The organism is Winogradskyella marina (genome assembly GCF_015645385.1).
Classification (GTDB): domain Bacteria; phylum Bacteroidota; class Bacteroidia; order Flavobacteriales; family Flavobacteriaceae; genus Winogradskyella; species Winogradskyella marina.
On the sequence record NZ_JADOET010000001.1, the window covers coordinates 748,389 to 773,364 of the forward strand.

Below are 24,976 nucleotides of genomic sequence, written 5' to 3' on the forward strand. Positions count from 1 at the left end.
CAGTTAAGGAGGTTATTATTAAATTTGCGCTCTAAAGTAAAGACAAATTCGCGCAAAGAATATATGAATACGCAATGCCTTTGCACGAAAAAACAATTTAAATGAAGTACGATTTTAACAGCATAGAAAAAAAGTGGCAAGACTATTGGGCAAAAAACCAAACGTTTAAAGCTACTAACATAAGTGATAAACCTAAATATTATGTATTAGATATGTTCCCTTATCCATCTGGAGCAGGTTTGCATGTTGGTCACCCTTTAGGTTATATTGCTAGTGATATTTATGCACGTTACAAGCGTCACAAAGGATTTAATGTGTTGCATCCGCAAGGGTATGATAGTTTTGGTTTGCCAGCAGAGCAGTATGCTATTCAAACTGGTCAGCATCCTGCAGTTACTACAGAAGCGAATATTAAAACCTATCGTCGTCAGTTAGATCAAATCGGGTTTTCTTTCGATTGGAGTCGTGAAGTACGTACTTCAAATCCTGAATATTACAAATGGACCCAATGGATTTTTATTCAATTATTTGAATCTTGGTATAATAACGATTCAAATAAAGCTGAACATATTGACACCTTAATTGAAGCCTTTACTTCAGAGGGCAATAAAAATATCAATGCTGTTTGCGATGATAATATTGAGCTTTTTTCAGCAGAAGATTGGGCTAATTACTCCTCAGAAGAACAACAAGACATTCTTTTAAAATACAGACTCACCTATTTAGCAGAAACGGAAGTCAACTGGTGTCCTGCATTAGGAACCGTTTTAGCTAACGACGAAATTGTTAATGGAGTTTCCGAACGTGGAAGCCATCCTGTCGTTCGTAAAAAAATGACGCAGTGGAGCATGCGAATTTCGGCTTATGCAGAACGTTTACTACAAGGTTTAGATACTATTGATTGGACAGATTCTTTAAAAGAAAGTCAGAAAAACTGGATAGGAAAATCTGTTGGAGCATCTGTATCTTTTAATGTTTTACCGAATGTCACTCTGAGCGAAGTCGAAGAGTCTTTAAAAATAGATGTCTTCACCACAAGGCCAGATACCATCTTCGGAGTCTCTTTTATGACCTTAGCACCAGAGCACGAACTCGTTTCTCAAATAACAACCGCAGCACAAAAAGCAGAAGTTGAAGCCTATATTGAAGCGACTGCAAAACGAAGTGAACGCGATAGAATGGCAGATGTAAAAACCATTTCAGGAGCCTTTACAGGAGCTTATGCAGAGCATCCGTTTTCAAAAGAACCAATTCCTATCTGGATTGGCGATTACGTACTTGCTGGCTATGGCACAGGAGCTGTAATGTCTGTTCCATGTGGAGACCAACGCGATTACGATTTTGCAAAACATTTTAACATTCCAATTCCAAATATATTTGAAGGTGTTGATATTTCTAAAGAAGCATTCGCCTCAAAAGACAATGTGAAAATTGCTAATAGCGATTTCCTAAATGGCATGAACTATAAAAAAGCATCGAAACGTGCTATTTATGACTTGGAACAGTTGGGACAAGGGGAAGGCAAAACCAATTACCGATTGCGAGATGCTGTCTTTTCTCGTCAGCGATATTGGGGAGAACCGTTCCCTGTGTATTATGTCAACGGCATGCCACAAATGATAGATGCCGAGCATTTACCTATTAAACTTCCAGAAGTTGAAAAGTATTTGCCAACCGAAACAGGCGAACCACCTTTAGGAAGAGCTGACGTTTGGGCTTGGGACGTCAACCAGAATTCAGTGGTCAGTAATGATTTAATAGACCATAAAACCGTGTTTCCTTTAGAATTAAACACCATGCCTGGTTGGGCAGGAAGTTCTTGGTATTTCTTCCGTTATATGGAAGATGCTGCGAATAGAGATGGTGTTTTTGCAAGCGAAGACGCCCTCAACTATTGGGAAAACGTCGATTTATATATTGGAGGAAGCGAACATGCAACAGGTCATTTATTATACTCACGTTTTTGGGTTAAACTATTAAAAGATCGCGGTTTCGTTAATGTCGAAGAGCCTTTTAAAAAGTTGATCAACCAAGGAATGATTTTGGGAACTAGTGCTTTTGTTTATAGAGATGAAAGCAATAACACATATTACTCTAAAGGACTTGTTGGAGATAAAAATGTATTACCTATTCACGTAAAAGTACAATATGTAAATGCTTCAGATGAATTAGATATTGAAGGCTTAAAATCTGATGGAGAGTTTGGAGAAGACTTTAAAGATGCTGAATTTATTCTTGAAGATGGTGCTTACAAAGTGGGAAGAGATGTCGAAAAAATGTCTAAATCTAAATACAATGTCGTTAATCCAGATGATATTGTTGCAGATTACGGAGCAGACAGTTTAAGACTTTACGAAATGTTCCTTGGACCTCTAGAACAGTATAAACCATGGAATACAGCAGGTATAACAGGTGTACATAACTTCCTAAAGAAATTTTGGAAATTATATATAGGTGACAATGGTTTAAAAGTTAATAATGCTCAACCAACAGCAGACAACTTAAAAACACTACATAAAACCATAAAGAAAGTAGAAGAAGATATTGAGAACTTCTCGTTCAACACGTCCGTATCTACCTTTATGATTGCTGTAAATGAATTAACGTCTCAAAAGTGTACAAGTAAAGATGTTTTAGAACCTTTATTGGTTTTAATTTCACCTTACGCGCCACATATTGCAGAAGAATTATGGTCGCAGTTAGGAAATGCTAATTCTATATCTACGGCAAGTTTTCCAATATTTGACGCGAGTCATTTAGTAGAGAGCAGTAAAAAATATCCTATTTCATTTAATGGTAAAATGCGTTTTACACTAGAATTGCCAATGGATATGAGCAAAGACGAGATTGAAAAAACGGTTATGGCTCACGAAAAAACTATTGCTCAATTAGATGGTAGAACACCTAAAAAAGTTATCGTAGTACCTGGTAAAATTGTGAACATTGTAGGTTAAATAAGTATGAACATAAGGCTCAAGCAAAACGACAAAATAGGATTTATATTCTTTATAGCTTTTGTTGCGAGCACAATTTTAATTTACCAATTTGAGGAACGTTTTGATCAGGATACCTGGAGACAAAGTCCCAGTTTACGCTATAAAATGGTAGACGATATATTAGAAAAAAAACTGTTTATTAACGCCACAAAAACAGAGGTTATTGAGCAACTAGGACAACCCAACGAGTCAGAATTTAACGACACTGAGGTTTTTACATACGAAATAGGTGTTGAAGAGAGTTTTTCGGACCCTAAACTGATGCAACTCAAACTTACTTTTAGGGATAATCGCGTCATTAAAGTCCATACCCAACCTAAGTAAAGCTAGTAATTTTATTTTCTATTCAAGCGCAATACTGGTGTCATTTCAGAAATCCCGTTTCGAGTTTATAAATGATTTGGTGGTTTTCACTTAAGTAGTTCTGTTTAAACACTTAGCGTCATCTAATTTTGGAGTTTGGTTGCCAAATACCATATCAACCTCAAAATCAGTACATTTTTTAATAGTTTTCAAAATAAAAGCTTCTAAATAGTAAATTCATAAAAATGAATTCAACCTTATGCAGAAATTTGCATAGCTAATTTTTTTGATAGTACTTTCTTCCTACAAACAATCTCAAAATCTACAAAACATGAAAATTGGAATTCCAAAGGAAATCAAAAACAACGAAAACCGAGTTGGTATGACACCATCTGGAGTTTTCGAATTAACCAAAAATGACCATACCGTTTTTATACAAAAAACAGCAGGTTTTGGTAGTGGTTTTTCGGACTTGGACTATACAAAAGCTGGCGCCATTATTTTAGATACTATAGAAGAGGTGTATGCTTCAAGCGACATGATTGTAAAGGTAAAAGAACCTATTGCTGAGGAGTACCCATTAATTACATCTAACCATGTGGTCTTTACTTATTTTCATTTTGCTTCTAGTGAACCATTAACAAAGGCGATGCTCAAAAGTAATTCGGTATGTATTGCTTATGAAACGGTTGAGGATGTTGATGGATCCTTACCATTATTAACACCAATGTCTGAAGTTGCCGGAAGAATGGCCATTCAACAAGGTGCAAAATATTTAGAAAAACCTATTAAAGGTCGTGGTGTATTATTAGGTGGAGTGCCAGGTGTACCTCCAGGTCGTGTTTTAGTTTTAGGAGCTGGTGTTGTAGGCATTCAAGCGGCAAAGATGGCTGCAGGATTAGGAGCTCATGTTACCATTATGGATATTAACATGAAACAATTACGTTACGTAAACGACGTTATGCCAAGCCATGTGGTTACTGAGTTTTCAAGTGAATACAATATTAGAAGACGTATAAAAGATCACGATTTAATTATTGGTGGTGTATTAGTTAGAGGAGCAATCGCACCAAAATTAATCACTAGAGATATGCTTAAAGATATGCGCCCAGGAACTGTTTTAGTAGATGTAGCAGTAGATCAAGGAGGTTGTATTGAAACTACAAAAGCAACCACACACCAAGATCCAACATTTATTATAGATGATGTTGTTCATTATTGTGTCGCAAATATGCCAGGCGCTGTACCGTACACCTCTACTTTAGCGCTAACCAATGTAACATTACCTTATGTGCTTCGTTTAGCAAATGAAGGATGGGAAACTGCATGTAAAAAAGATAAAACTCTTGCCAAAGGATTAAACATTGTTCAGGGTAAGATTGTATATGAAGAAATCGCAGAAGCCTTCAACTGGTCTGTTGATGCGATGTAATTTAGTTGTTCTTACTTAAAACCATGACAAAATTTCTTAACTCAAATTTGGCGCACTATTTGCAATTCATTGATTAAATTTACATGAATTAAAAATTTCAAATTATGAGTGGAATGATCGGATATTACATACTAATTGGTGCTATTGCTTTAGTAAGCTGGTTAGTGAGTAATCAACTAAAACGCAAATTTGCGAAGTACTCAAAAGTACAATTGCGCAATGGTTTGTCTGGAAGAGAAATTGCAGAAAAAATGTTGGCAGATAATGGTATCTATGATGTAGAAGTTATTTCTACACCGGGTCAATTAACGGATCATTACAATCCAAAAAATAAAACCGTTAACTTAAGTGAATCCGTTTACAATCAGCGTAACGCAGCTTCAGCTGCAGTTGCTGCTCACGAATGTGGGCATGCGGTACAACACGCCCAAGCTTACAGTGCTTTAGGAATGCGATCTGCATTAGTACCAATTGTAAGTGTGACCTCTGGAATGTCGCAATGGTTAGTAATTGGTGGTTTAATTTTAGGGGCTGCTGCTGGTGTTGGCTTAGGTTACTGGGTTGCTGTAGCTGGTTTAGTATTTATGGGCTTTGCGACCTTATTTAGCTTTGTTACTTTACCTGTAGAGTATGATGCCAGTAACAGAGCTTTAGCTTGGTTAAAAAACAAAAACATGCTAACTCCGGATGAGTACAAAGGTTCTGAAGATGCATTAAAATGGGCAGCCAGAACCTATTTAGTTGCGGCTATTGGAGCATTGGCATCTCTATTATATTGGGCACTACAAGTGTTTGGGGGTAGAGATTAATACTTAAAATATAAAAATTAAAAGCTCTGAATTTTCAGGGCTTTTTTTGTTGTGTAGCACGAAAAGACTTACTTTAACATTTCTAAACTAAATTATACTATGGATAATCAATTCCCAAATCACTCCTCAGAAAAAATATTAATAGGTCATATTTCTGAGGTTGAACGCACTGCTTTTTACAAAAAAACATACTCACACGTTGCAGGTGGTGTGTTAGTATTTATTTTATTCGAATATCTTCTATTACAAAGTGAAACCGTAGTCAACTTTATGCTTTCTATGACTCAAGGTTATAAATGGTTATTACTCTTAGGAGGGTTCATGTTAGCTACAAATTATGCTGAAAGCATGGCTATGAAAACAACTGATAAAAATAAGCAGTATCTAGCCTACGGCATTTACATATTTTTTGAAGCCTTAATTTTTGTACCTATGTTGTATATAGTGACAGAGCTTATGGGACCATCTGGTTCTGAGGTCCTTTATCAGGCATCGATTGTAACTTTAGCGTTATTCACAGGTTTATCTGCCGCTGTGTTAATGACAAAAACCGATTTCTCATTCTTAAAAACAGGATTAACTATAGGTTTCTTTATAGCGATAGGTCTAATTATAGCAGGAGCAATTTTTGGTTTCAATTTAGGTCTATGGTTCTCTGTAGCGATGTGTTTATTAGCAGGAGGCTCTATTTTGTATCAAACCTCTAATTTAGTAAAGACCTATGGAGTTGAAGATTATATTCCGGCAGCTTTAGGGTTATTTGCATCCTTAATGCTATTATTCTGGTATATTTTAAGAATATTTATGTCTAGAGATTAAACTCAAATTATACAAAAAATGAAAAGCCTAACTAAAACTTTTAGTTGGGCTTTTTTAATAGATATTTTATTTTGACCCGATTAGTGTTAAAAAAATCAAAATAAGGGTAATATAACACACAATGCTGTCAAATCTATTGTATTCTAAAGCGTATAAGCGTCGTACATTTGCACCTCGAAAAAAAAGAGATAATAAATAAATTATGAAATTAAATAAGCAAATAACAGCAGAGAGCAAAGTTGGAACAAAAACTAAACAATTTAGTAACGCAAGCTCAATGATTTGGAATACAAGAAGACGTTATAAATAAGAGTTAATAAACTTAAAAAAGCAAAAAGCCCCTCCAAGTTTGGAAGGGCTTTTTTAATAGATATTATTTGATTTTGTTACCATCTTTATCATAAATATGGTATTCAAGATATGTGTAAGCATCTCTAGGTAAAACTTTTACCCATTTTTTATGTTCAATAAACCACTTTGAACGTGGTGATGGAAACCCTTTGGTCAAAAAGGCTGCTATAAAAGGATGTGCATTAAGTGTTACCTTTTTATAGTCTTTTTTGAAAATTCGTTGTAGATCTTGATTAATACGCTCCACCACTTTAATTGGCGCTTCGATTTCGTCTCCTCCTATTAGGTTCGGATTTTCTTCTTTCGTTTTAATATTGCGTTCTGGCCTAACGCGTTGTCTGGTAATTTGCACTAATCCAAACTTACTCGGCGGCAATATTTTATGCTTTGCTTTATCATCTTTCATCTCATCTCTAAGATAATTATAAAGCTTTTTTCTGTTCTCTGCTTTACCCATATCAATAAAATCGATAACGATAATGCCTCCCATATCACGTAAACGCAATTGTCTTGCAATTTCTTGGGCAGAGATCATGTTGACTTCTAGAGCGGTATCTTCTTGGTTTTTTTCTTTATTAGAACGGTTACCACTGTTAACATCAACAACATGCAATGCTTCAGTATGTTCTATTACCAAGTACGCTCCTTTTGCCATAGAAACCGTTCTACCAAATGATGTTTTAATCTGACGTTCTATGCCAAATTTCTCAAAAATTGGAACACCATTTTTGTAATACTTTACTATAGATTCTTTTTTTGGTGCAATTTGTTGCACATAATCTTTTACTTGTACATACATTTCTTCATCATCTACTATGATACCAGAGAATGAATCGTTAAAAATATCTCTCAAAATAGAGGATGCTTTATTCATTTCTCCCAATACTTTAGTTGGGTGATGCGCTTTGTACAATTTTTTACACATTGCCGTCCATCTATCCAGCAAATTTTGTAAATCAGTGTCGAGCTCGGCAACTTTCTTGCCTTCTGCTACAGTACGAATAATAACTCCAAACCCTTTAGGTGTGATACTTTTTACGAGTCTTTTAAGACGGTCTTTTTCTTCTTGCGAATCAATTTTTTGTGAAATTGAAATACGATTAGAAAACGGGACCAAGACAATGTATCTTCCGGCAATAGATAATTCAGAGCTAATGCGTGGACCCTTTGTAGAGATCGGTTCTTTTACTACTTGTACTAATAGGGATTGATTAGATTTAATGGCGTTTGCTATGCTGCCATTTTTATCTAAATCTTTCTCCATAGGAAAGTCTTTAAGGGTATAATCCTTTAATTTCCCTGTGCTTACACGTTTAATGAATTTTAAAAGTGAAGGCAATTGCGGTCCTAGATCATGATAGTGTAAAAAACCATCTTTCTCATAGCCAACGTTAACAAACGCAGCGTTTAAACCAGGAATAACTTTACGGATTTTGGCAATAAAAATATCACCAACCGCAAAGTTGTTATCCTCTTCATCTTTATGTAATTCAATAAGTTTTCCATCTTTTAATAAGGCAAAATCAACAATATCTGAACTCGATCTTACGATTAATTCCTTGTTCATAATGTTAATTTATATCTAACTCTTCATTGAGATAGATGGATTTTACTAAATTATTTGACACAGGATGTAATATCCAACAAATCGAATAGCACTCTATTAAATGCTATTAAATTCTATATCAAAGAACGTTTCATTTAAACTGAAAAAAGTAGTTATAAAACTACTTTTAACAATTTATTTCTTTTTGTGACGATTCGCACGTCTACGCTTTTTACGCTTGTGCGTCGCTACCTTGTGTCTTTTTCTTTTTTTCCCACTTGGCATAATAAATAATGCTTTTTAGATTAATATTTTGTTTAAATGCTTTCTTAGTTTACTTCAACATTAGACTTTACTCCTTCTAAAAATACTTTAGCAGGCTTAAATGCTGGGATGTTGTGTGCTGGAATTTTTATTGTAGTATTTTTTGAAATATTACGACCTGTTTTTTCAGCTCTTGTTTTAATGATAAAACTTCCGAAACCTCTTAAATATACGTTATCTCCGCTTTCTAAAGATGTCTTCACTTCTTCCATGAATGTTTCAACAGTGGCTTGTACGTCACCTTTTTCTATACCTAATTTATCAGATATTTTCGCTACTAAATCAGCTTTTGTCATTTTTTACTAGTTTTAGGGGTTACTATAATTTTATAAGGGATGCAAATATAGGTAATTTAATTTCAATAGTTCAAACGTAATTAATTAAAATTTAACACAATAAACATTTAATTTTGCTTTTCATTAAAAAAATTAAATGGATTTCAACACAAAACTAATCAATTGGTACTCAGTCAAAAAGCGAAAATTACCATGGAGAAAAACACGTAATCCCTATCATATTTGGCTATCAGAAATTATTTTACAACAAACACAAGTTAAGCAAGGATTACCATATTATGACGCATTTGTTGCCAATTACCCTACTGTTTTTGATCTTGCTGAAGCATCTGAATCGGATATTTTAAAACTTTGGCAAGGATTAGGATATTATTCTAGAGCTCGAAATCTTCATGCGTCAGCTAAATATATTGTAAATGAACTTAAAGGTGAATTTCCAGACAATTATAAAGACTTATTAAAGCTAAAAGGAGTTGGTGATTATACAGCAAGTGCCATTGCTTCTATTGCGTTCAACGAAGTTGCTGCTGTTGTAGATGGTAATGTGTATCGTGTATTATCGCGTTATTTCGGAATTGACACTCCAATAAACTCAACTGAAGGTATAAAAGAATTCAAAGCATTGGCTTCTTCTTTAATAGATCACAATCAGCCAGCAACCTACAACCAAGCTATTATGGAATTTGGTGCTTTACAATGCAAGCCTAAAAATCCGGATTGTTCCATTTGCCCTTTCCAAGATAGTTGTGTTGCTATACAAAAGCAAAAGGTTGACCTACTTCCTATAAAATTAAAGAAAACGAAAGTTACCGTTAAATACTTTAATTATTTGGTGTTTATAGATCAACATAAAAAGACACTATTTGAAAAACGTACTAAAAAAGGAATATGGCAACAGCTCTATCAATTTCCTTTAATAGAATCTGAAAAAAGTTTAACTGCAAATGAATTTCATCTTTTAAATTTTGATGCGGCCGCATTAACAACTGAATCTTTCGATTACTCCTTATATAATGAAACAGATATTGTTCACAAATTATCTCACCAACACCTTTACACTAAGTTTTGGATTATAGAGGTAAAGTCACTTCCTAAAGAAGCAATTTTAGTTAATTCACTTTCAAAATATCCTGCTCCTGTGCTTATAAGTGACTTTATTGACAATTTCAGTTTTTAGAACCTTAAAGAAATCACATTTTTTTACTACTTTTAAACTAGTGACTAAGCAATTGAGTAACTTTGTAATCAATTAAAAATTAAATATTATGTCTGGAACCTTAAATAAAGTGATGCTAATTGGAAACTTAGGAGATGAAGTAAAAATGCACTATTTTGATGATAAAAATTGTGTTGGCCGCTTTCCAATAGCTACGAGTGAAACGTATATTAGTAAACAGACTAATGAGCGCATATCTAATACAGAATGGCATAATATAGTTGTTAGAAATAAAGCTGCTGAAATTTGTGAAAAATACCTTTCTAAAGGTGACAAGGTCTATATTGAGGGTAGAATAAAAACTAGAAAATGGACGGACGATAAAGGTATGGAGCGTTATTCTACAGAAATACAATGTGATGAATTTACATTTTTAACTCCTAAAACGGATCAACAACGACCAAAAACGTCTAACACACCAAATGCTAATCCTCAATCGCAACCATCTGCATCGACTACTTCAGAACAAGAAGGTGATGATGATTTGCCATTTTAACCATTTAATATAACTTTATCTTGGACCCAGAACCCACGGTTTTAATATCCTCTTTATTAATTGCTAATACTTCTTTTATAACAAGCATCATTGTGCTCGTAGTGTTACTGCTGTGTTCCGCTTTAATTTCTGGAGCAGAAGTAGCCTTGTTTTCGCTTACCAAATCTAACTTAGACGACGGTTTAGAAAACAAATCGCCAGGCATGCAAATAATTGCATCACTGTTAGAACGTCCCAAAAAGTTATTGGCCACTATTTTAGTCGCTAATAATTTTATCAATATTGCTATTGTTATATTGTTTGCATCCATCAGCGACACCGTTTTTGACGATATTAATTACTCCATTAATTTTTATTTTTTCGACGTTAAACTTGCCTTTTTTGTTAAAGTTATTTTAGCGACATTTTTAATTTTACTATTCGGAGAAATTATCCCTAAGATTTACGCTAGTAGAAATAGTGTAAAATTTTCTTCATTTATGGCGAAACCGCTTAAGGTATTAGACGTTGTGTTTTCACCCTTAAGCTTACCGATGCGATATGTAACGATTCAAATTCATAATAAATTTGGAAAACAACGCTCTAACCTTAGTGTCGATCAATTATCGCAAGCCTTAGAGTTAACAGATGATAACGACACCACACAAGAAGAACAAAAACTATTAAAAGGCATTGTTTCTTTTGGAAACACAGATACCAAACAAGTGATGCGACCACGTATGGATTTGTTTGCTTTGAGTGTAAATACTCCATACAAAACTATTATTACCGAAATTATTGAAAATGGTTATTCTAGAATTCCCGTTTACGAAGAAAGTATAGATACGATTAAAGGTGTGCTTTATGTAAAAGATTTATTACCACATCTAAATAAGAAAACATTTGATTGGACTACAATTTTACGAGCGCCTTTCTTTGTGCCAGAAAACAAGAAACTAGATGATTTAATGGTAGAATTTCAAACCAAAAAAGTGCATCTTGCCGTTGTGGTTGATGAGTATGGCGGAACATCTGGCTTAGTGTCGCTTGAGGATATTATTGAAGAAATTGTTGGTGATATAAGTGACGAGTACGATGATGATGATTTAGTTTACACCAAACTAGATAATAACAATTATAGTTTTGAAGGCAAAACACCTTTAAAAGATGTGTACAAAATAGTTGGTATTGAAGCCGATGTTGTACTTTTTGAAGACCGAAAAGGTGATGCAGAAACACTCGCTGGATTTGTTTTGGAAATTTCGGGTGGATTTCCTAGAATAGGAAGTAAAATAAATTTCGAAAATTACGTTTTTACTGTAGAAGCTTTAGAGCGAAAACGCATAAAACAAATTAAACTTACGTTTTTAGAGCAACACGTATAAACACGCTAAGTCCAAGAACAATAAAACCATAGAGAAAACACATGAGACGACTAGTTTTACCTATTTTAAGTGTATTAATGTTAAGTTGCGGAGATGATTCTTTACCGAAACCTAAAGGGTATTTAAGACTTGAATACCCAAATGCCAAGTATGAAAAAACTCAAATACCTTTACCGTTTTCATTTGAAAAAAACGAACTAGCAGATCCTATTAAGTCTGTTAAATCTTCGGGTAATACTAACGGAGTAGATATCAAATACACTCCTCTAAAAGCAACGATCTATCTCACTTACAAAGAAGTTAAAAATGGTAATATTGATAGTTTACTTAGAGATGCACAAAACCTCACACAAAAACACGCTATAAAAGCTGATGAAATTTCTCATAAGGTATATGAGAACAAAGAGGCAAATGTTTATGGTATGTTATATGAAATTGGAGGAGATGCCGCGTCACAATCCCAATTTTATGTTACAGATAGTATTAATCATTTTTTAAGTGGTTCGCTATATTTTTATGCAAAACCCAACTATGATTCTATTTATCCGGCTTCAGAATATTTAAAAAAGGATATTACACATATTATGGAAACGATCCGTTGGAAAGAATAGTTTTCAATCAAATACTGATAAAATAAATAAAGCCTTTCTAAATACTTAGAAAGGCTTTTTATTTTTAATGACTAATGTCTCTAAATGGTTTTTAGAATGTATATCTTAAACCAACTTGCATTTGCCATCTTGAAGATTGTAATCCAGAATCATCAACGATATTCTTTGTCTCACCTGCTCTTTCGTCAAATGTAAACTGTGGTGTTGTTCCATCTGAAGCAAACCCTTCAAAATCCAATAACTGAACTTGATCAAAGTTTGCAAATGTTCTTACACCCCATTCTTTATTTAAAAGATTAGTGAAGTTAAAAATATCCGCAGTGATTTCAAATTTGTGCACTTTTTTACCAAAAGTTATTCCAAATTCTTGAGCGAATTTTAAATCAATGATATGTGTCCAATCTGTACGATCAGCATTTCTTTCAGCAAACTGACCTCTTCTTGAACTTAAGTAATCATTACTTTCAATGTAAGCATCTAAAGCTTCCCATTGTTGTGCTGCAGTAACATCACCATTATCAATTAAATGTGCTTCAGCAGCATTAGCTGGTACATAAGCTAAAGCTGAAAACGACCCTGTATCTGATAATAAACCACTTCCGTTTCCGCCATATACGTAACTTAATGGACTACCTTCAGCTCCTTCGTAATACAAACCAATTCTAGTCTTAATTTTATCCGTCCACTTAAACTCTATAGTTGAGTTAGCTAAAACACGGTGCCCTGGAGAGAAATCAGATGTGGATAAGTCTGGTCGGTTAGAACCATTTACTGTTTCTAGGTTTCTCCACTGCGAGCTATTTTGAGAGCTTGTTGCATCTAAAAGACCATCTGCATCACCGTAAGAATATGTTGCCGCAGTTCTAATATCAATTTTATCAGTAATAATATTCTTAGCTAATGTACCACTTACGTTATACGAACTCCCTTCACCAGTATTAGTAGCTAAATAAATATCACTATAAGTATTATCTACTTTTTGAAAACCATAATTTGGTCTAGAACCTGCACCAGTTGTTGAAAACTGAGGTCCAGCTATGTTGATGTTTTCATATGTTACTGCCGTAATGTTGTCATTCCAAATAAAATCTGCAGAGAATGTGAAACCACCAGGTAATTTCTGATCTATTGCAATGTTAGTCTTAAACACTTGTGGTAACATAAAGTCTTTCGCAAATAAATCAATTTGTCCACCTATAGAACCACTACCTTGAGGAGGGTCTTGAAATTGTGTATTAGGATTTGGATTAAATTCTGGTGCATCAGAACCAGTTAACTGAATATACCCAGCTGTTAAACCGTTATTGTTATAAGTTCCACCAGGCCAAACCAAAGGCACTCTAGACGTAAAGATACCAAGACCACCACGTATTTGTGTAGATTTTTCACCATTTACATCCCAGTTAAATCCAACTCTTGGTGACACATGAACGTTAGCATCAATGCCTTGCCCAACTCTTGCACCATGTAAATCTTTACCAGCATTTTCTAAAAGAGCTACGGTACGTGTATTAAAGTCGTCATTTTCTAAACCATCTTCCCAAAATGGAATATCGATTCTTACACCTGCTGTTAATTTAAAGTTATCTGTAAAGCTTACTTCATCTTGAATATAAAGTCCGAATTGGAATAAATCAAATTCAGCAGCACCCTCTGAATCGTCACCGCTTCCGCCTAATAGTGAGTAACCATGACGGTATCTGTTCGGTGTACCAGCATAAAATGAAGCTAAATCATCAAATCTATAATCTCCAAAGTTTTGTCTAAAAAAGACATTCATTGCAGATGAAAATTCGTTATTTGTACCAATAGTAATTGTATGTCTTCCTGAATAAATTTCGAAATTATCTGTTAGTGTAAATACACGTTGCTCTAATAAATTTGATGTAGAAAAGGGCTCCGTTCCAAAGTAAATAGAAGAACCAGCTGCGTCAAAAATTTGAACAGAAGGAAAAGGATTTCCTGGAAAGCCTCTATCGTCATTTACAGATGTATAACCAACAACTAAATTATTAGAGAATTTATTTCCTATTTTAGTATTTAACTCAAGAGCTGTAGAATTTGTGATAGATTCAAAGTCAATTGATCTATTAAAAAAGTTGATACTTCCCGAGTTAGATGCTCTTGCATTTAACTGGTTAGCCTTTACATAACTATGTTTTAATGAAAGTGTATTATTTTCATTAATATTCCAATCTATCTTAGCAATTAACTTGTCACTAACAAGCGAAGATGTATTGTTAGCATAGCCACCAGCATCATATCCATAATTTGAAGATAAAAAATCTGTTAACGTATTTAAATCTGCTGCTGTAGCATCACCTCTATAATTAGAAATATTAAATGGTTGTGGAGTTTCTTGATCCTCTCTTTCGTAATTAACAAAGAAAAATAATTTATTTTCAATGATTGGCCCTCCTAATCTTACACCGTAAGTATTTGAAGAAAACTCATCTAACTTTTCTCTACTATCATCACCAGCTAAATCTATTGGCGTTTTACCAGCCAAATCTTGATTTCTTAAAAAGGTATATGCAGATCCAGTAAATGTGTTTGTACCAGATTTAGTAATCGCATTAATACTACCACCAGCAAAACCAGATTGTCTTACATCAAAAGGAGCAACGTTAACCTGAAAAGATTCAATGGCATCCAAAGAAATTGGACTTACACCTGTTTGACCTCCATTGGTTCCGTTTCCAGCAAGCCCAAAAACATCATTATTTACTGCTCCATCAATATAAATAGCATTATACCTGTTGTTCTGACCAGCTATTGAGATAACATCATCTCCTGAAATTTTTGCTTGAGGAGTTAATCTTGCAAAGTCTGCAATATTTCTTGAAATAGAAGGCAATGTGTTAACTTGTCTTTGAGACACTTTAGTTTCAGCACCTGTCTTACCCGAATCAAAAATACTGTTGCTTTGACCGGTAATAACAACTTCTTCTAAGGTATTATCATCTTCAGAAAGAGAAATACTAATTCTTTTTGTTTCTCCAAGATTTAAATAATAAGTCTCATCCTTAAACTCTTCAAATCCAACATAAGAAATTGTAATAGTGTAAGGTCCACCTGTTCTCATATTAGATATTCTGTAGTAGCCATCATAATCTGAAGCAACACCATATGTTGTTCCAGACGGTGTATGAACAGCTACAATACTAGCACCAGGCAAAGGATTTCCATTTGCCTCTGTTACTTGCCCACTAATGGCTGCCGTTGTAACACCCTGAGCAAAAGCAGCTGTAGAGAACAGTGTCAATACAGTTGCCAATAAAAATTGGTTAAATTTTTTCATAAAATTTAAATTAATTGGTTTTTTAATTAGCGCAAATTTACGCATTAGTCTTTTTAAAACATTATGACAATGTTAACAATTACTAACTCCAAAATTAATTAAAGAATCCTTAAGTATTCCATTAAGGACATGTGTTTTATGAAAACTTTTTAACAATATTTAACAACATTTCTTAAAATATGCTAAAAGATTTTGTGTAGAAGCATCGTGTATGGCATTAGAATCATCGTTTTTAAGCTCATTTAAAATAGATTTTGCCAATTGTTTCCCTAATTCAACTCCAAACTGGTCGTAACTGTAGATGTTCCAAATAATGCCTTGTACAAATATTTTGTGCTCATACATGGCTATAAGTTTACCTAGACTTTCTGGAGATAATTTTTGAATTAAAAGTGATGTGGTTGGTTTGTTACCTTCAAATACTTTAAACGGCAACAGTTGAGACACCTCTTCTTCTGAAAGGGATTGGCCTTTTAGTTCTGATAAAACCTCATCTTTTGTTTTACCATTCATTAAGGCCTCTGTTTGTGCGAAGTAATTGGACATTAATTTATTGTGGTGATCTTTGTTCCCATAAAGCGACTCCACATAACCAATAAAATCTGTAGGAATTAATTTAGTGCCTTGGTGTATTAATTGGAAAAAAGCATGTTGCGAGTTCGTTCCTGGTTCTCCCCAAATTAAAGTCCCTGTTTGATAGTTGACACGGCTTCCGTCTCTATCGACACTTTTCCCATTACTTTCCATAATACCTTGTTGAAGGTAGGTAGCAAATTGATTTAAATATTGTGTATATGGAATTATAGCTTCACTTTCAGCATTAAAAAAGTTATTATACCAAACGGTTAATAAGGCTGAAATAACTGGTATATTTTCATTGAAATCCGCTGTCTTAAAATGTTGATCCATTTTGTGCGCCCCTTCTAAAAGGCTTTCAAAATGTTTATAACCTAAAGCCAAACTAATTGATAAGCCCACTGCACTCCACAATGAAAAACGACCACCAACCCAATCTTTCATTGGGAAGATATTCTCCTCATCTATTCCAAAGTTTTTTACACTTTCAATATTTGTTGAGACTGCTACGAAATGCTTAGAAACTGCTTCTTTTGGTTGTGATTCTAAAAACCATGATCTTATTGAATTTGCATTAGATAAGGTTTCTTGTGTTGTAAACGTTTTAGAAACAATTACGAAAAGTGTAGTCTCCGGATTTAAATTTTTAATCACTTCTTGATAGTGATCACCATCTACATTACTCACAAAATGCGTGCTTAAATGGTTTTTATAAAATTGAAGTGAATCCACAACCATTGCCGGACCCAAATCTGAGCCTCCAATACCAATATTTACAACATCGGTTATGGCTTTTCCTGTATAACCTTTATGCTCTCCATTAACTACCGCGTTTGTAAAGTCTTCTATTTTCTTCTTAACCTCATGCACTTCAGGAATGACATTTTCACCATCAACAAGTACTTCAGCATCTTTTGGTGCTCTAAGTGCTGTATGCAACACTGCTCTTCCTTCGGTTGCATTGATGATATCACCTTCAAAATACTTTGAAATGGCATCTTTTAAATCGAGCTCATTTGCTAATTCAAATAACAGATCTAAGGTTTCTGTGGTAATTCTATTCTTAGAAAAATCGGCATAAAAATCATCCCATTCAACCGTTAAATCATTTGCTCTATCTGCATCAGCTTTAAATAAATCTTTTAAATGCTGAGATTTAATGGTTTCAAAATGTGCTTGTAATTTTTTCCAAGAATTTGTGGTGGTTGGGTTAGTTGCTTTTAATGCCATTATATTATTGTATATCTGTATTTAAATCTTCGGTTATTGTGTTCTCTGGCTGCATAGGATCTCCTTCTAAGAAAAAGATATTATCTAGACGCTGTTTGATTGGTTTAATATGTTCTAAGAATTTCACTTTTAAGCTATCGGAAATCGGCTTAGCTTCTGGTAATTTTTGCTTAAATGGATCTACTTGTACTCCATTTTTCCAGAAACGATAACACACATGTGGACCACCTGTATTCCCTGTCATACCTACTCTACCAATAATATCTCCTTGTTTAACATAATCACCTTTTTGAACTAAGCGTTTACTCATGTGTAGATACTGCGTGGAATAGGTATCATTATGCCTAATTTTCACAAACTTACCATTGCCTCCTCGTCTTGTAGATTCTACAACCGTTCCGTTTGCCGTTGCCATAATTGGTGTGCCAATAGGAGCCGCAAAATCGGTTCCTCTGTGTGCGCGTACCTTATATCCATAAACTGCAATACGTCTTTTTAGGTTGTAACGCGAGGATATTCTACTAAATTGAACAGGTGCTTTTAGAAAGGCACGTCGTAAATTTTTAGCATCTTCATTAAAGTAATCAACGATGCCTTTTATGGAATCGGTTTCAAACTGAAATGCATAAAGAGAATCTCTATTATGCTCAAAATAAGCGGCTTTTACATTATCGATTCCCGCATAAATAGTATCATCAATATATTTATCAGTATAAATTACTTTAAAACGATCTCCTTTTTGTAAGCGTCTAAAATCTATAGTCCAAGCATAAATATCATCGGCCATTTTATAGGCTAACACCTGACTTAAACCCTTTTCTTCAAGTGTTTTTGAAATACTACTTTCAATAACACCTGTCGCTGTTTTTTCGACGTAAGTTATGGGTTTTCTACCATTATAAGCATGGATAGAATCTTTTAGCCCGATAACCACATATTCTTCTTGATTTGGCTGATAAATAAAAGTCTCTGGACTTGGCAAGCTATCCTTTTCGGAGGCTTTTGAGTATAATAATGTATAGGGTCTGCCTGGATGAAGTTTTCTAATATCAAACGTATCTTTAGTAACTTCTGCAATTTCAAAAATATTTGGATACCCAATATTGTTACGCTGCATAATCTCACCAAAGCTATCTCCAGACTTAATAGTGTCGCGTTGCACTATATAGTCATTAATATCAAACCCAAACTCTAAAATTTTCTCCTCTTCAACAATTTCAGCTTGTTTCTTTTCTAAGTCAACTTCTGCTGTTTTATCCTCTTTACAAGCGTATATACTTACTGCAATTACAGCAATTGTTATTAATCTTAAGCGCATTAATTTTAAGCTAATTATAAATTATTTCCCCAGTTTTCTAATTCTTCTGCACTCCATAATTCCGGAAAGAAAATCCGTCTTTGGTATTTTGGGTGCATATATTTTTTCCAGTCACTTCCTCCTGTGGCTTCACCATCACCAATACCGCTATCAATATAGTGTTTGGCTGCGTTATAATGAGCCATTACCCAACTCACATTAACGGTATAATCGTAATGACGCATGGCCGCAACAAGCTCTTCGTTTTTTTGATCTTTTTCTGGAAGCTCTTTAAAACGCGTCCAAAGATTTTTGGTATTATAGGTTTCCATAAACCTTAAAAACTCGTCTTTGTAACGTTTTTCAAAATTAACTAAAAGTGTGGATTTTTTTCCTGTTTTATGGTCTTTTCCTGCAGCTTGCCAATATAAATGCTCAAAAGCGTGTGTAAATGGTGTATCTCTATCAATATCTTTTCTAAATCTAAAATCGATAAGGTTAATTAATTCCGTAGAAGCGAATTCAATAAGTCTATATTGTGCACTTTGAAAACCACTTGCAGGAGTAAGTGTATATCTAAATTTCATATACTGCTCTACATCCATACCTTCTCTCATAATGTTGAAGGAGGTAGACAACATATCGAAATAACGACTGATGCGCATTAATTTACTTTCAAAAAACGTCACGTCTAAATCTTCTTTTTCGGCGACTTGAGAAATTTCCCAAAGTATCATTTTAAAAAGCAACTCATTAATCTGATGATAAGCAATAAATACCATTTCATCTGGAAGCGTGGTGCGCTGAATCTGTAGATTTAATAAGGCGTCTGTTTGAATATAATCCCAATACGTTATAGGTTTACTGTAGAGTAAGCCATATAAATGGTCGTCAGTATCTTGGTCTATTTTTTTATACTTCTCTTGAAGTGCTTTTACAATTTCGTCGTAGTTAGGTTGGTCTGACATTTTTTAATTAATCTTAAAATTCTATTTTAAAGGAGTGTTTTAAACCTTTAAATTCAACAAGATCGGCACGTAGAGAACCTACCGCTAAATCTGCTTTAATTTTTAAAGGAATTTTGTTTTTATCTGCACTTACCCAAAGCGTTAAACTTTCTTCTTCTTTAAACACACGACCAGCCATAACGTATGGTCTAAATTTAATGGTCTTTACTTTTACGTCAGAACCATTAACATCCACTTTTATAGTCTCTTCACCTAAATACTTCAACTTAAAACCATAGTTTTCCTCGTCAAAAAACATATTGGTTTTTATTTCATCTCCAACTTTTAAAGACTCTGTATTAATATTATTTCTTAAATAATAATACATAGACACCATATCCTGAACGTCTTGCTCTGTGGTAAAGTTTTTGGTCTCCTTATGTTTTTTATCAATGACCTCAGCAATCTTATTCTCGTGATCAAAATTAATTTCTACATCCTTTGTATGACCACCTTCATTTATTTTTCTAATGAATTTATAAGGAGCACCTGTTTCTATATCGAAATAGCTTTCGTAACGGTCTTTAACTTTAAAAAACCACTTAATCGCTCCAGTGGTCCAACCTTTTCCAACCACATGAAATACTGGTTTACCATCTAGTTTCTTTTCGTTAACAGAAAGTGTTGCATTACCTGCTTTAAAAAAGCCGCTATAGCTCATTTCAAATTTAAACCACTCACCTTCCTGAAAAGCCGATTCCTTTTCAATATTAGAGGTTTGAAGTCCTATAAAAAATAATATCGATGTAAATAAATATTTCATAATCTCGAATTTGTAAATATAATTAATGTAACGCATTTTATGTGTTACAATTATCTTAAATACAATTACTATTCCAAATCTATAAAATCTTTTAATTACAATCTAAAAACATAACTAATTTGAATACTTTAATTAATTATACTCACATTTTAAAACACAACTGATATCAGTGTATTACCAACCCTTTAATGCGTATAAAAGAAGTTATCTGAAGAATAAATTATGATACTTTGTGTGTCTTCTTTTCTGAAAGGTTAGAATAACATTAGAATTGGTTTTTTTATTAGCGCGTTTAGTTGCAGTAAACCAAACGCGCTTTTTTAAATTTTAAAGTGTCCCTCGTTTCTCTTGTTCTCGTTCAATAGACTCAAACAAGGCTTTAAAGTTTCCTGCTCCAAAACCTTTTGCTCCCATTCGCTGTATGATTTCAAAAAATAAGGTTGGTCGGTCTTCTACAGGTTTTGTGAAAATTTGAAGTAAATACCCTTCTTCATCGGCATCAATCATAATCCCTAAGCTCTTAAGCGTTTCGATATCTTCTCTTAGGGCGTGACTGTGCTCTTCTAGTCGTCCTGGAACGGCTCTGTAGTATTCTTCTGGAGGTGTGGATAAAAATTCAACACCTCTCGATTTTAGTTGTGATACGGTTGTAATGATATCGTCTGTTGCTACGGCAATATGCTGTACACCTGCACCTTCATAAAAATCCAAATACTCTTCGATTTGCGATTTTTTAGCGGCTTCTGCTGGTTCGTTTATAGGAAATTTAATGCGACCATTTCCATTACTCATTACTTTACTCATTAGCGCCGAATATTCAGTATGGATTTGCTTATCATCAAACGATAGAAAGTTAACGAAGCCCATCACATCTTCGTACCATTTTACCCAAGTATTCATTTCGCCCCAACCCACATTACCAACCATGTGGTCTATGTATTTTAAGCCTGTTGGTTCTGGGTTATAATCACTGTTCCACTCTACAAAACCTGGCATAAATTTACCTGTGTAATTTTTACGCTCTACAAACATGTGAACGGTTTCACCATAGGTATAAATTCCTGCTCTTACCACTTCACCAAATTCATCGGTTTCAACGGTTGGTTCCATATAAGATTTTGCACCGCGCTTGGTTGTTTCTTCATAAGATTTACGTGCATCATCTACCCATAACGCTACAACTTTTACTCCATCTCCATGTTTTACGATGTGCTTATTAATTTCAGATTTACTATTTAAAGGTGTTGTTAAAACCAAGCGAATTTTATCTTGTTTTAACACGTAACTAACAGCGTCTCTAGATCCTGTTTCTAAGCCTCTATACGCATACGACTGAAACCCGAAAGCTGTCTTATAAAAGTGTGCAGCTTGTTTGGCATTACCAACATAAAATTCCACGTAATCCGTTCCTAAAAGCGGTAAAAAGTCTTGCGCTCCTTCAAATATTTTTTCTAAACCGTAGTTTACATTTTCTACTTCTTTTGCCATAAAATAAACGTTTATTTAAAATTTTTAGAACTTCAATTTCCAAAAAATGAAGTTTCTTAATTTAATTACTATTTCAAATCTAATACTGATTTGTTTTTACTATTTACTCGTTATCCAAGCTATCTAATTCTAGTTCATGCACCTCATTTAACACCTCTTCTTCAACGTCATCAATAATATATGTGTCATCATCCCAAGTCTCATTACTTTCTGGCTCTATGATCGTTTCATATTCAGATTCGTAATATAAGTCATCACTTTCAAAATTACCATTTTCAAGACCATCTAAAATAGCAGTTGACATTAATGTACCGTATAACGCTAACACTCCAAGCGCTACCAAAAACACAAGACTATTTAGTACAATGGCAATAATATTTATAATTTTAGCAGTGTTAACATTACTTCGTGTTTGCGGATTAAAGGCCTCAGGATTTTCACCATACTCACGTAAACTTCTGTTTGCCGACACCAATCCAATTATTGCCAAAATCAATGGAACAATAGCGGTAACTCCATAACAACAGCAGCCAGCGATACCAATAACTAGTGCTAATATTCCTAAAATTAATGATAGTGGATCTGCAGGTAATTTATTTTGATTCATTTATAAATGTTTGTTATTATTTAGTGTTCTAACCAAGATTTAAAATAATCTTCATCGGCAATTTTCAAAGCCTCTTCGGTTACTTTTAAAGGTTTAAAGGTATCTACCATAACTGCTAATTCTTCGGTTTTAGTCTTACCTATACTTTTTTCCATAGTTCCAGGATGTGGTCCATGTGGAATACCTGCGGGATGCAATGAAATATGACCAGCTGCAATATCATTGCGACTCATAAAATCGCCATCGACGTAATACAACACCTCATCGCTATCTATATTACTGTGATTATATGGTGCTGGTACCGCAATAGGATGATAATCATATAAACGCGGCACAAAACTACACACTACAAACGCATCGGTTTCAAAAGTTTGATGTACTGGTGGTGGCTGGTGTACGCGACCCGTAATCGGTTCAAAATCGTGAATTGAAAACGCATACGGATAATTATAACCATCGTAACCTACCACATCAAAAGGATGTGAGGCGTAAACCATATCAAAAATGTCGTCGTTCTTTTTAATTTTTATTAGAAAATCACCCGATTTATTATAGGTTTCTAGTTCTTGCGGTTGTCTTAAATCGCGCTCACAAAATGGTGAATGCTCTAACAATTGCCCAAACCAGTTTCTATACCGTTTTGGTGTATAGATTGGTCTTGTGGATTCTACGATAAATAAACGATTGTCTTCCGTATCAAAATCGAGTTTATAAATCACACCTCTTGGCACTAACAAATAATCGCCGTATTTGAAATCTAAATTTCCGAGATGTGTTCTTAGTTTTCCGGTACCTTTGTGGATGAATATTAACTCGTCTGCATCGGTATTTTTATAAAAATAATCCTCCGTAGACTGTTTTGGGGCTGCTAATATGATGTTACAATCGCTATTAGTGAGTACAATTTTACGACTCTCTAAATAATCGTTTTCTGGTGGCACTTGAAAGCCTCTGAATCGATACGATTGCATGTTATTTTCCTTCGCCACTTTAGGTGCAACACTGTATTGTTTTTTTATTTCTTTAACTTGTGTTGGGCGTTGCTCATGATAGCTGTTGGTTGACATGCCGTCGAAACCAATGGTACCGAACAATTGCTCGTAATAAAAATCGCCATTTGGTTTTTTAAACTGCGTGTGGCGTTTTGGTGGAATTTTTCCTAATTTATGATAAAATGGCATGTTTTGAATGATTTTAAATATTACAAAGACCTTTCGACTGCGCTCAAGGTGACACTTAACTAGTAATTTTAAAGGTAATAAAATTTGTAGAGATTCCTGTCTATGCAGGAATAAACTAGATACTGAAACAAGTTCAGCATGACAATGATGTCATTCCGGATTCCTTTTAATAAGGAAATGAAGATGAAGTTTTATGTTGGCCCAGAATGGTGTCATATATTTAAAACTACTGCTTTTTATGGTCTCATGCTGTTCGCGCTAAGAACATACCCTGAACTAGAAAATTTTCTCTTGCGCTCGGGGCATAATGTTACAAATATCAATAATTTTTTGTTATTTTTAAAGGAATAGAAAATTCATTTAAAATGAAATTACGCATCGCATTAGTTTTTATGCTTTTAATAAGTTCATTTTGTTCTGCACAAACGTTAGACATTAAAACAGCTGACTTTAATTCTTCTGTAGTATTAAATGATGAATTGACTGCTTCTGAATTCACAACAATTGCAACATCATTACGCTTTGAGTTTCAACAAAACGATTCTAAGTTTTCTATGTTGGAAGCTGACACTGATTTTGAGCTTAATTCTGAGGTATCTAATTCAAAACTATTTTCCAACTTGAAGCTATTTGAAAACAACTACCAAAATGATTTCAATTATTCTAGAGGTTGTGGCACATTAGAAGATGGTTTGACCCATAACATTAATAGTAGTGATGTGATGATTTCGAGGTTTGTTGATTATGTGGTTAATGAGCAATTGAAAACCCTAATTTTTAAGGACTGATTTCATTTTAAACACAACAATAACCCATTCACATGCAAAAACTTAGTGTTAAAATCCAAACACAAAACTGTTAAAGTTTTAATTATTTTACAGTTTCAATTACGGTTTTTCCGCAGTTAACATTTCTTTAACAAATAACACATTTTTAATTTGGTGGTTTACATTTTTTTTTTTT

Annotated in this window: 20 protein-coding genes; 10 read left to right on the forward strand and 10 right to left on the reverse strand. The window is 34.1% G+C overall.

Features of this window, described 5'->3' with window-relative positions; all coding sequences use genetic code 11:
- The first annotated feature begins 101 nt into the window (after positions 1–101).
- From leuS to ITJ86_RS03125, 5 genes are all read left to right on the forward strand, one after another.
- A complete protein-coding gene (leuS, locus tag ITJ86_RS03105; protein WP_195870134.1) occupies positions 102–2,954 on the forward strand; it encodes a leucine--tRNA ligase in 2,853 nt (950 codons plus the stop codon).
- Positions 2,955–2,960: 6 nt separating this feature from the next.
- Positions 2,961–3,320 (forward strand): hypothetical protein, encoded by a 360-nt coding sequence (locus ITJ86_RS03110; RefSeq protein ID WP_195870135.1) that lies wholly within the window; start codon positions 2,961–2,963, stop codon positions 3,318–3,320.
- Between the two features lie 310 nt (positions 3,321–3,630).
- Entirely contained in the window at positions 3,631–4,731 is a 1,101-nt protein-coding gene (ald, locus tag ITJ86_RS03115; protein ID WP_195870136.1) for an alanine dehydrogenase, read from the forward strand.
- A gap of 113 nt (positions 4,732–4,844) precedes the next feature.
- Positions 4,845–5,540 carry a zinc metallopeptidase gene (locus ITJ86_RS03120; protein ID WP_195870176.1) on the forward strand — a complete coding sequence of 232 codons (696 nt, stop codon included), beginning with the start codon at positions 4,845–4,847 and terminating at the stop codon, positions 5,538–5,540.
- 99 nt (positions 5,541–5,639) lie between these two features.
- Positions 5,640–6,359, forward strand: a complete 720-nt coding sequence (locus ITJ86_RS03125) for a Bax inhibitor-1/YccA family protein (RefSeq protein ID WP_195870137.1) — start codon at positions 5,640–5,642, stop codon at positions 6,357–6,359.
- A 373-nt stretch (positions 6,360–6,732) separates the two neighbouring features.
- Here ITJ86_RS03125 and ITJ86_RS03130 read toward each other — a convergent pair whose 3' ends face one another.
- Both ITJ86_RS03130 and ITJ86_RS03135 read right to left on the reverse strand, forming a co-directional pair.
- Positions 6,733–8,277: an Rne/Rng family ribonuclease gene (locus ITJ86_RS03130; RefSeq protein WP_195870138.1), complete on the reverse strand. Its 1,545-nt coding sequence runs from the start codon at positions 8,275–8,277 to the stop codon at positions 6,733–6,735.
- A 308-nt stretch (positions 8,278–8,585) separates the two neighbouring features.
- On the reverse strand, positions 8,586–8,876 hold the full coding sequence (locus tag ITJ86_RS03135; RefSeq protein ID WP_008270198.1) for an HU family DNA-binding protein: 291 nt from the start codon (positions 8,874–8,876) through the stop codon (positions 8,586–8,588).
- A 136-nt stretch (positions 8,877–9,012) separates the two neighbouring features.
- Between ITJ86_RS03135 and mutY the strand changes: the two genes are divergently transcribed.
- The 4 genes from mutY (at position 9,013) to gldD (ending at position 12,563) form a co-directional block, all read left to right on the forward strand.
- Positions 9,013–10,053 (forward strand): A/G-specific adenine glycosylase, encoded by a 1,041-nt coding sequence (gene mutY, locus ITJ86_RS03140; RefSeq protein WP_195870139.1) that lies wholly within the window; start codon positions 9,013–9,015, stop codon positions 10,051–10,053.
- Between the two features lie 88 nt (positions 10,054–10,141).
- Positions 10,142–10,588 (forward strand): single-stranded DNA-binding protein, encoded by a 447-nt coding sequence (locus tag ITJ86_RS03145; protein ID WP_195870140.1) that lies wholly within the window; start codon positions 10,142–10,144, stop codon positions 10,586–10,588.
- Positions 10,589–10,608: 20 nt separating this feature from the next.
- Positions 10,609–11,952 (forward strand): gliding motility-associated protein GldE, encoded by a 1,344-nt coding sequence (locus ITJ86_RS03150; RefSeq protein ID WP_195870141.1) that lies wholly within the window; start codon positions 10,609–10,611, stop codon positions 11,950–11,952.
- A 41-nt stretch (positions 11,953–11,993) separates the two neighbouring features.
- The gene (gene gldD, locus ITJ86_RS03155; RefSeq protein WP_195870142.1) at positions 11,994–12,563 is read left to right on the forward strand and encodes a gliding motility lipoprotein GldD; all 570 of its coding nucleotides are present in this window, start codon (positions 11,994–11,996) and stop codon (positions 12,561–12,563) included.
- Positions 12,564–12,654: 91 nt separating this feature from the next.
- Here gldD and ITJ86_RS03160 read toward each other — a convergent pair whose 3' ends face one another.
- From ITJ86_RS03160 to ITJ86_RS03195, 8 genes are all read right to left on the reverse strand, one after another.
- A complete protein-coding gene (locus ITJ86_RS03160) occupies positions 12,655–15,864 on the reverse strand; it encodes a TonB-dependent receptor (RefSeq protein WP_195870143.1) in 3,210 nt (1,069 codons plus the stop codon).
- Positions 15,865–16,023: 159 nt separating this feature from the next.
- Positions 16,024–17,670 carry a glucose-6-phosphate isomerase gene (pgi, locus tag ITJ86_RS03165; RefSeq protein WP_195870144.1) on the reverse strand — a complete coding sequence of 549 codons (1,647 nt, stop codon included), beginning with the start codon at positions 17,668–17,670 and terminating at the stop codon, positions 16,024–16,026.
- Positions 17,671–17,674: 4 nt separating this feature from the next.
- Positions 17,675–18,988, reverse strand: coding sequence for a M23 family metallopeptidase (locus ITJ86_RS03170; protein WP_195870145.1), 1,314 nt, complete (start codon positions 18,986–18,988; stop codon positions 17,675–17,677).
- A 14-nt stretch (positions 18,989–19,002) separates the two neighbouring features.
- Complete coding sequence (locus tag ITJ86_RS03175) at positions 19,003–19,935, reverse strand: tryptophan 2,3-dioxygenase family protein (RefSeq protein WP_195870146.1); 933 nt, start codon at positions 19,933–19,935, stop codon at positions 19,003–19,005.
- 13 nt (positions 19,936–19,948) lie between these two features.
- Complete coding sequence (locus tag ITJ86_RS03180; protein ID WP_195870147.1) at positions 19,949–20,737, reverse strand: DUF3108 domain-containing protein; 789 nt, start codon at positions 20,735–20,737, stop codon at positions 19,949–19,951.
- Positions 20,738–21,064: 327 nt separating this feature from the next.
- On the reverse strand, positions 21,065–22,225 hold the full coding sequence (gene hppD, locus ITJ86_RS03185; RefSeq protein ID WP_195870148.1) for a 4-hydroxyphenylpyruvate dioxygenase: 1,161 nt from the start codon (positions 22,223–22,225) through the stop codon (positions 21,065–21,067).
- 103 nt (positions 22,226–22,328) lie between these two features.
- A complete protein-coding gene (locus ITJ86_RS03190; protein ID WP_195870149.1) occupies positions 22,329–22,832 on the reverse strand; it encodes a CCC motif membrane protein in 504 nt (167 codons plus the stop codon).
- Between the two features lie 20 nt (positions 22,833–22,852).
- The gene (locus ITJ86_RS03195; RefSeq protein WP_195870150.1) at positions 22,853–24,013 is read right to left on the reverse strand and encodes a homogentisate 1,2-dioxygenase; all 1,161 of its coding nucleotides are present in this window, start codon (positions 24,011–24,013) and stop codon (positions 22,853–22,855) included.
- 365 nt (positions 24,014–24,378) lie between these two features.
- Between ITJ86_RS03195 and ITJ86_RS03200 the strand changes: the two genes are divergently transcribed.
- On the forward strand, positions 24,379–24,801 hold the full coding sequence (locus tag ITJ86_RS03200; protein ID WP_195870151.1) for a hypothetical protein: 423 nt from the start codon (positions 24,379–24,381) through the stop codon (positions 24,799–24,801).
- The last annotated feature ends 175 nt before the right edge of the window (positions 24,802–24,976 follow it).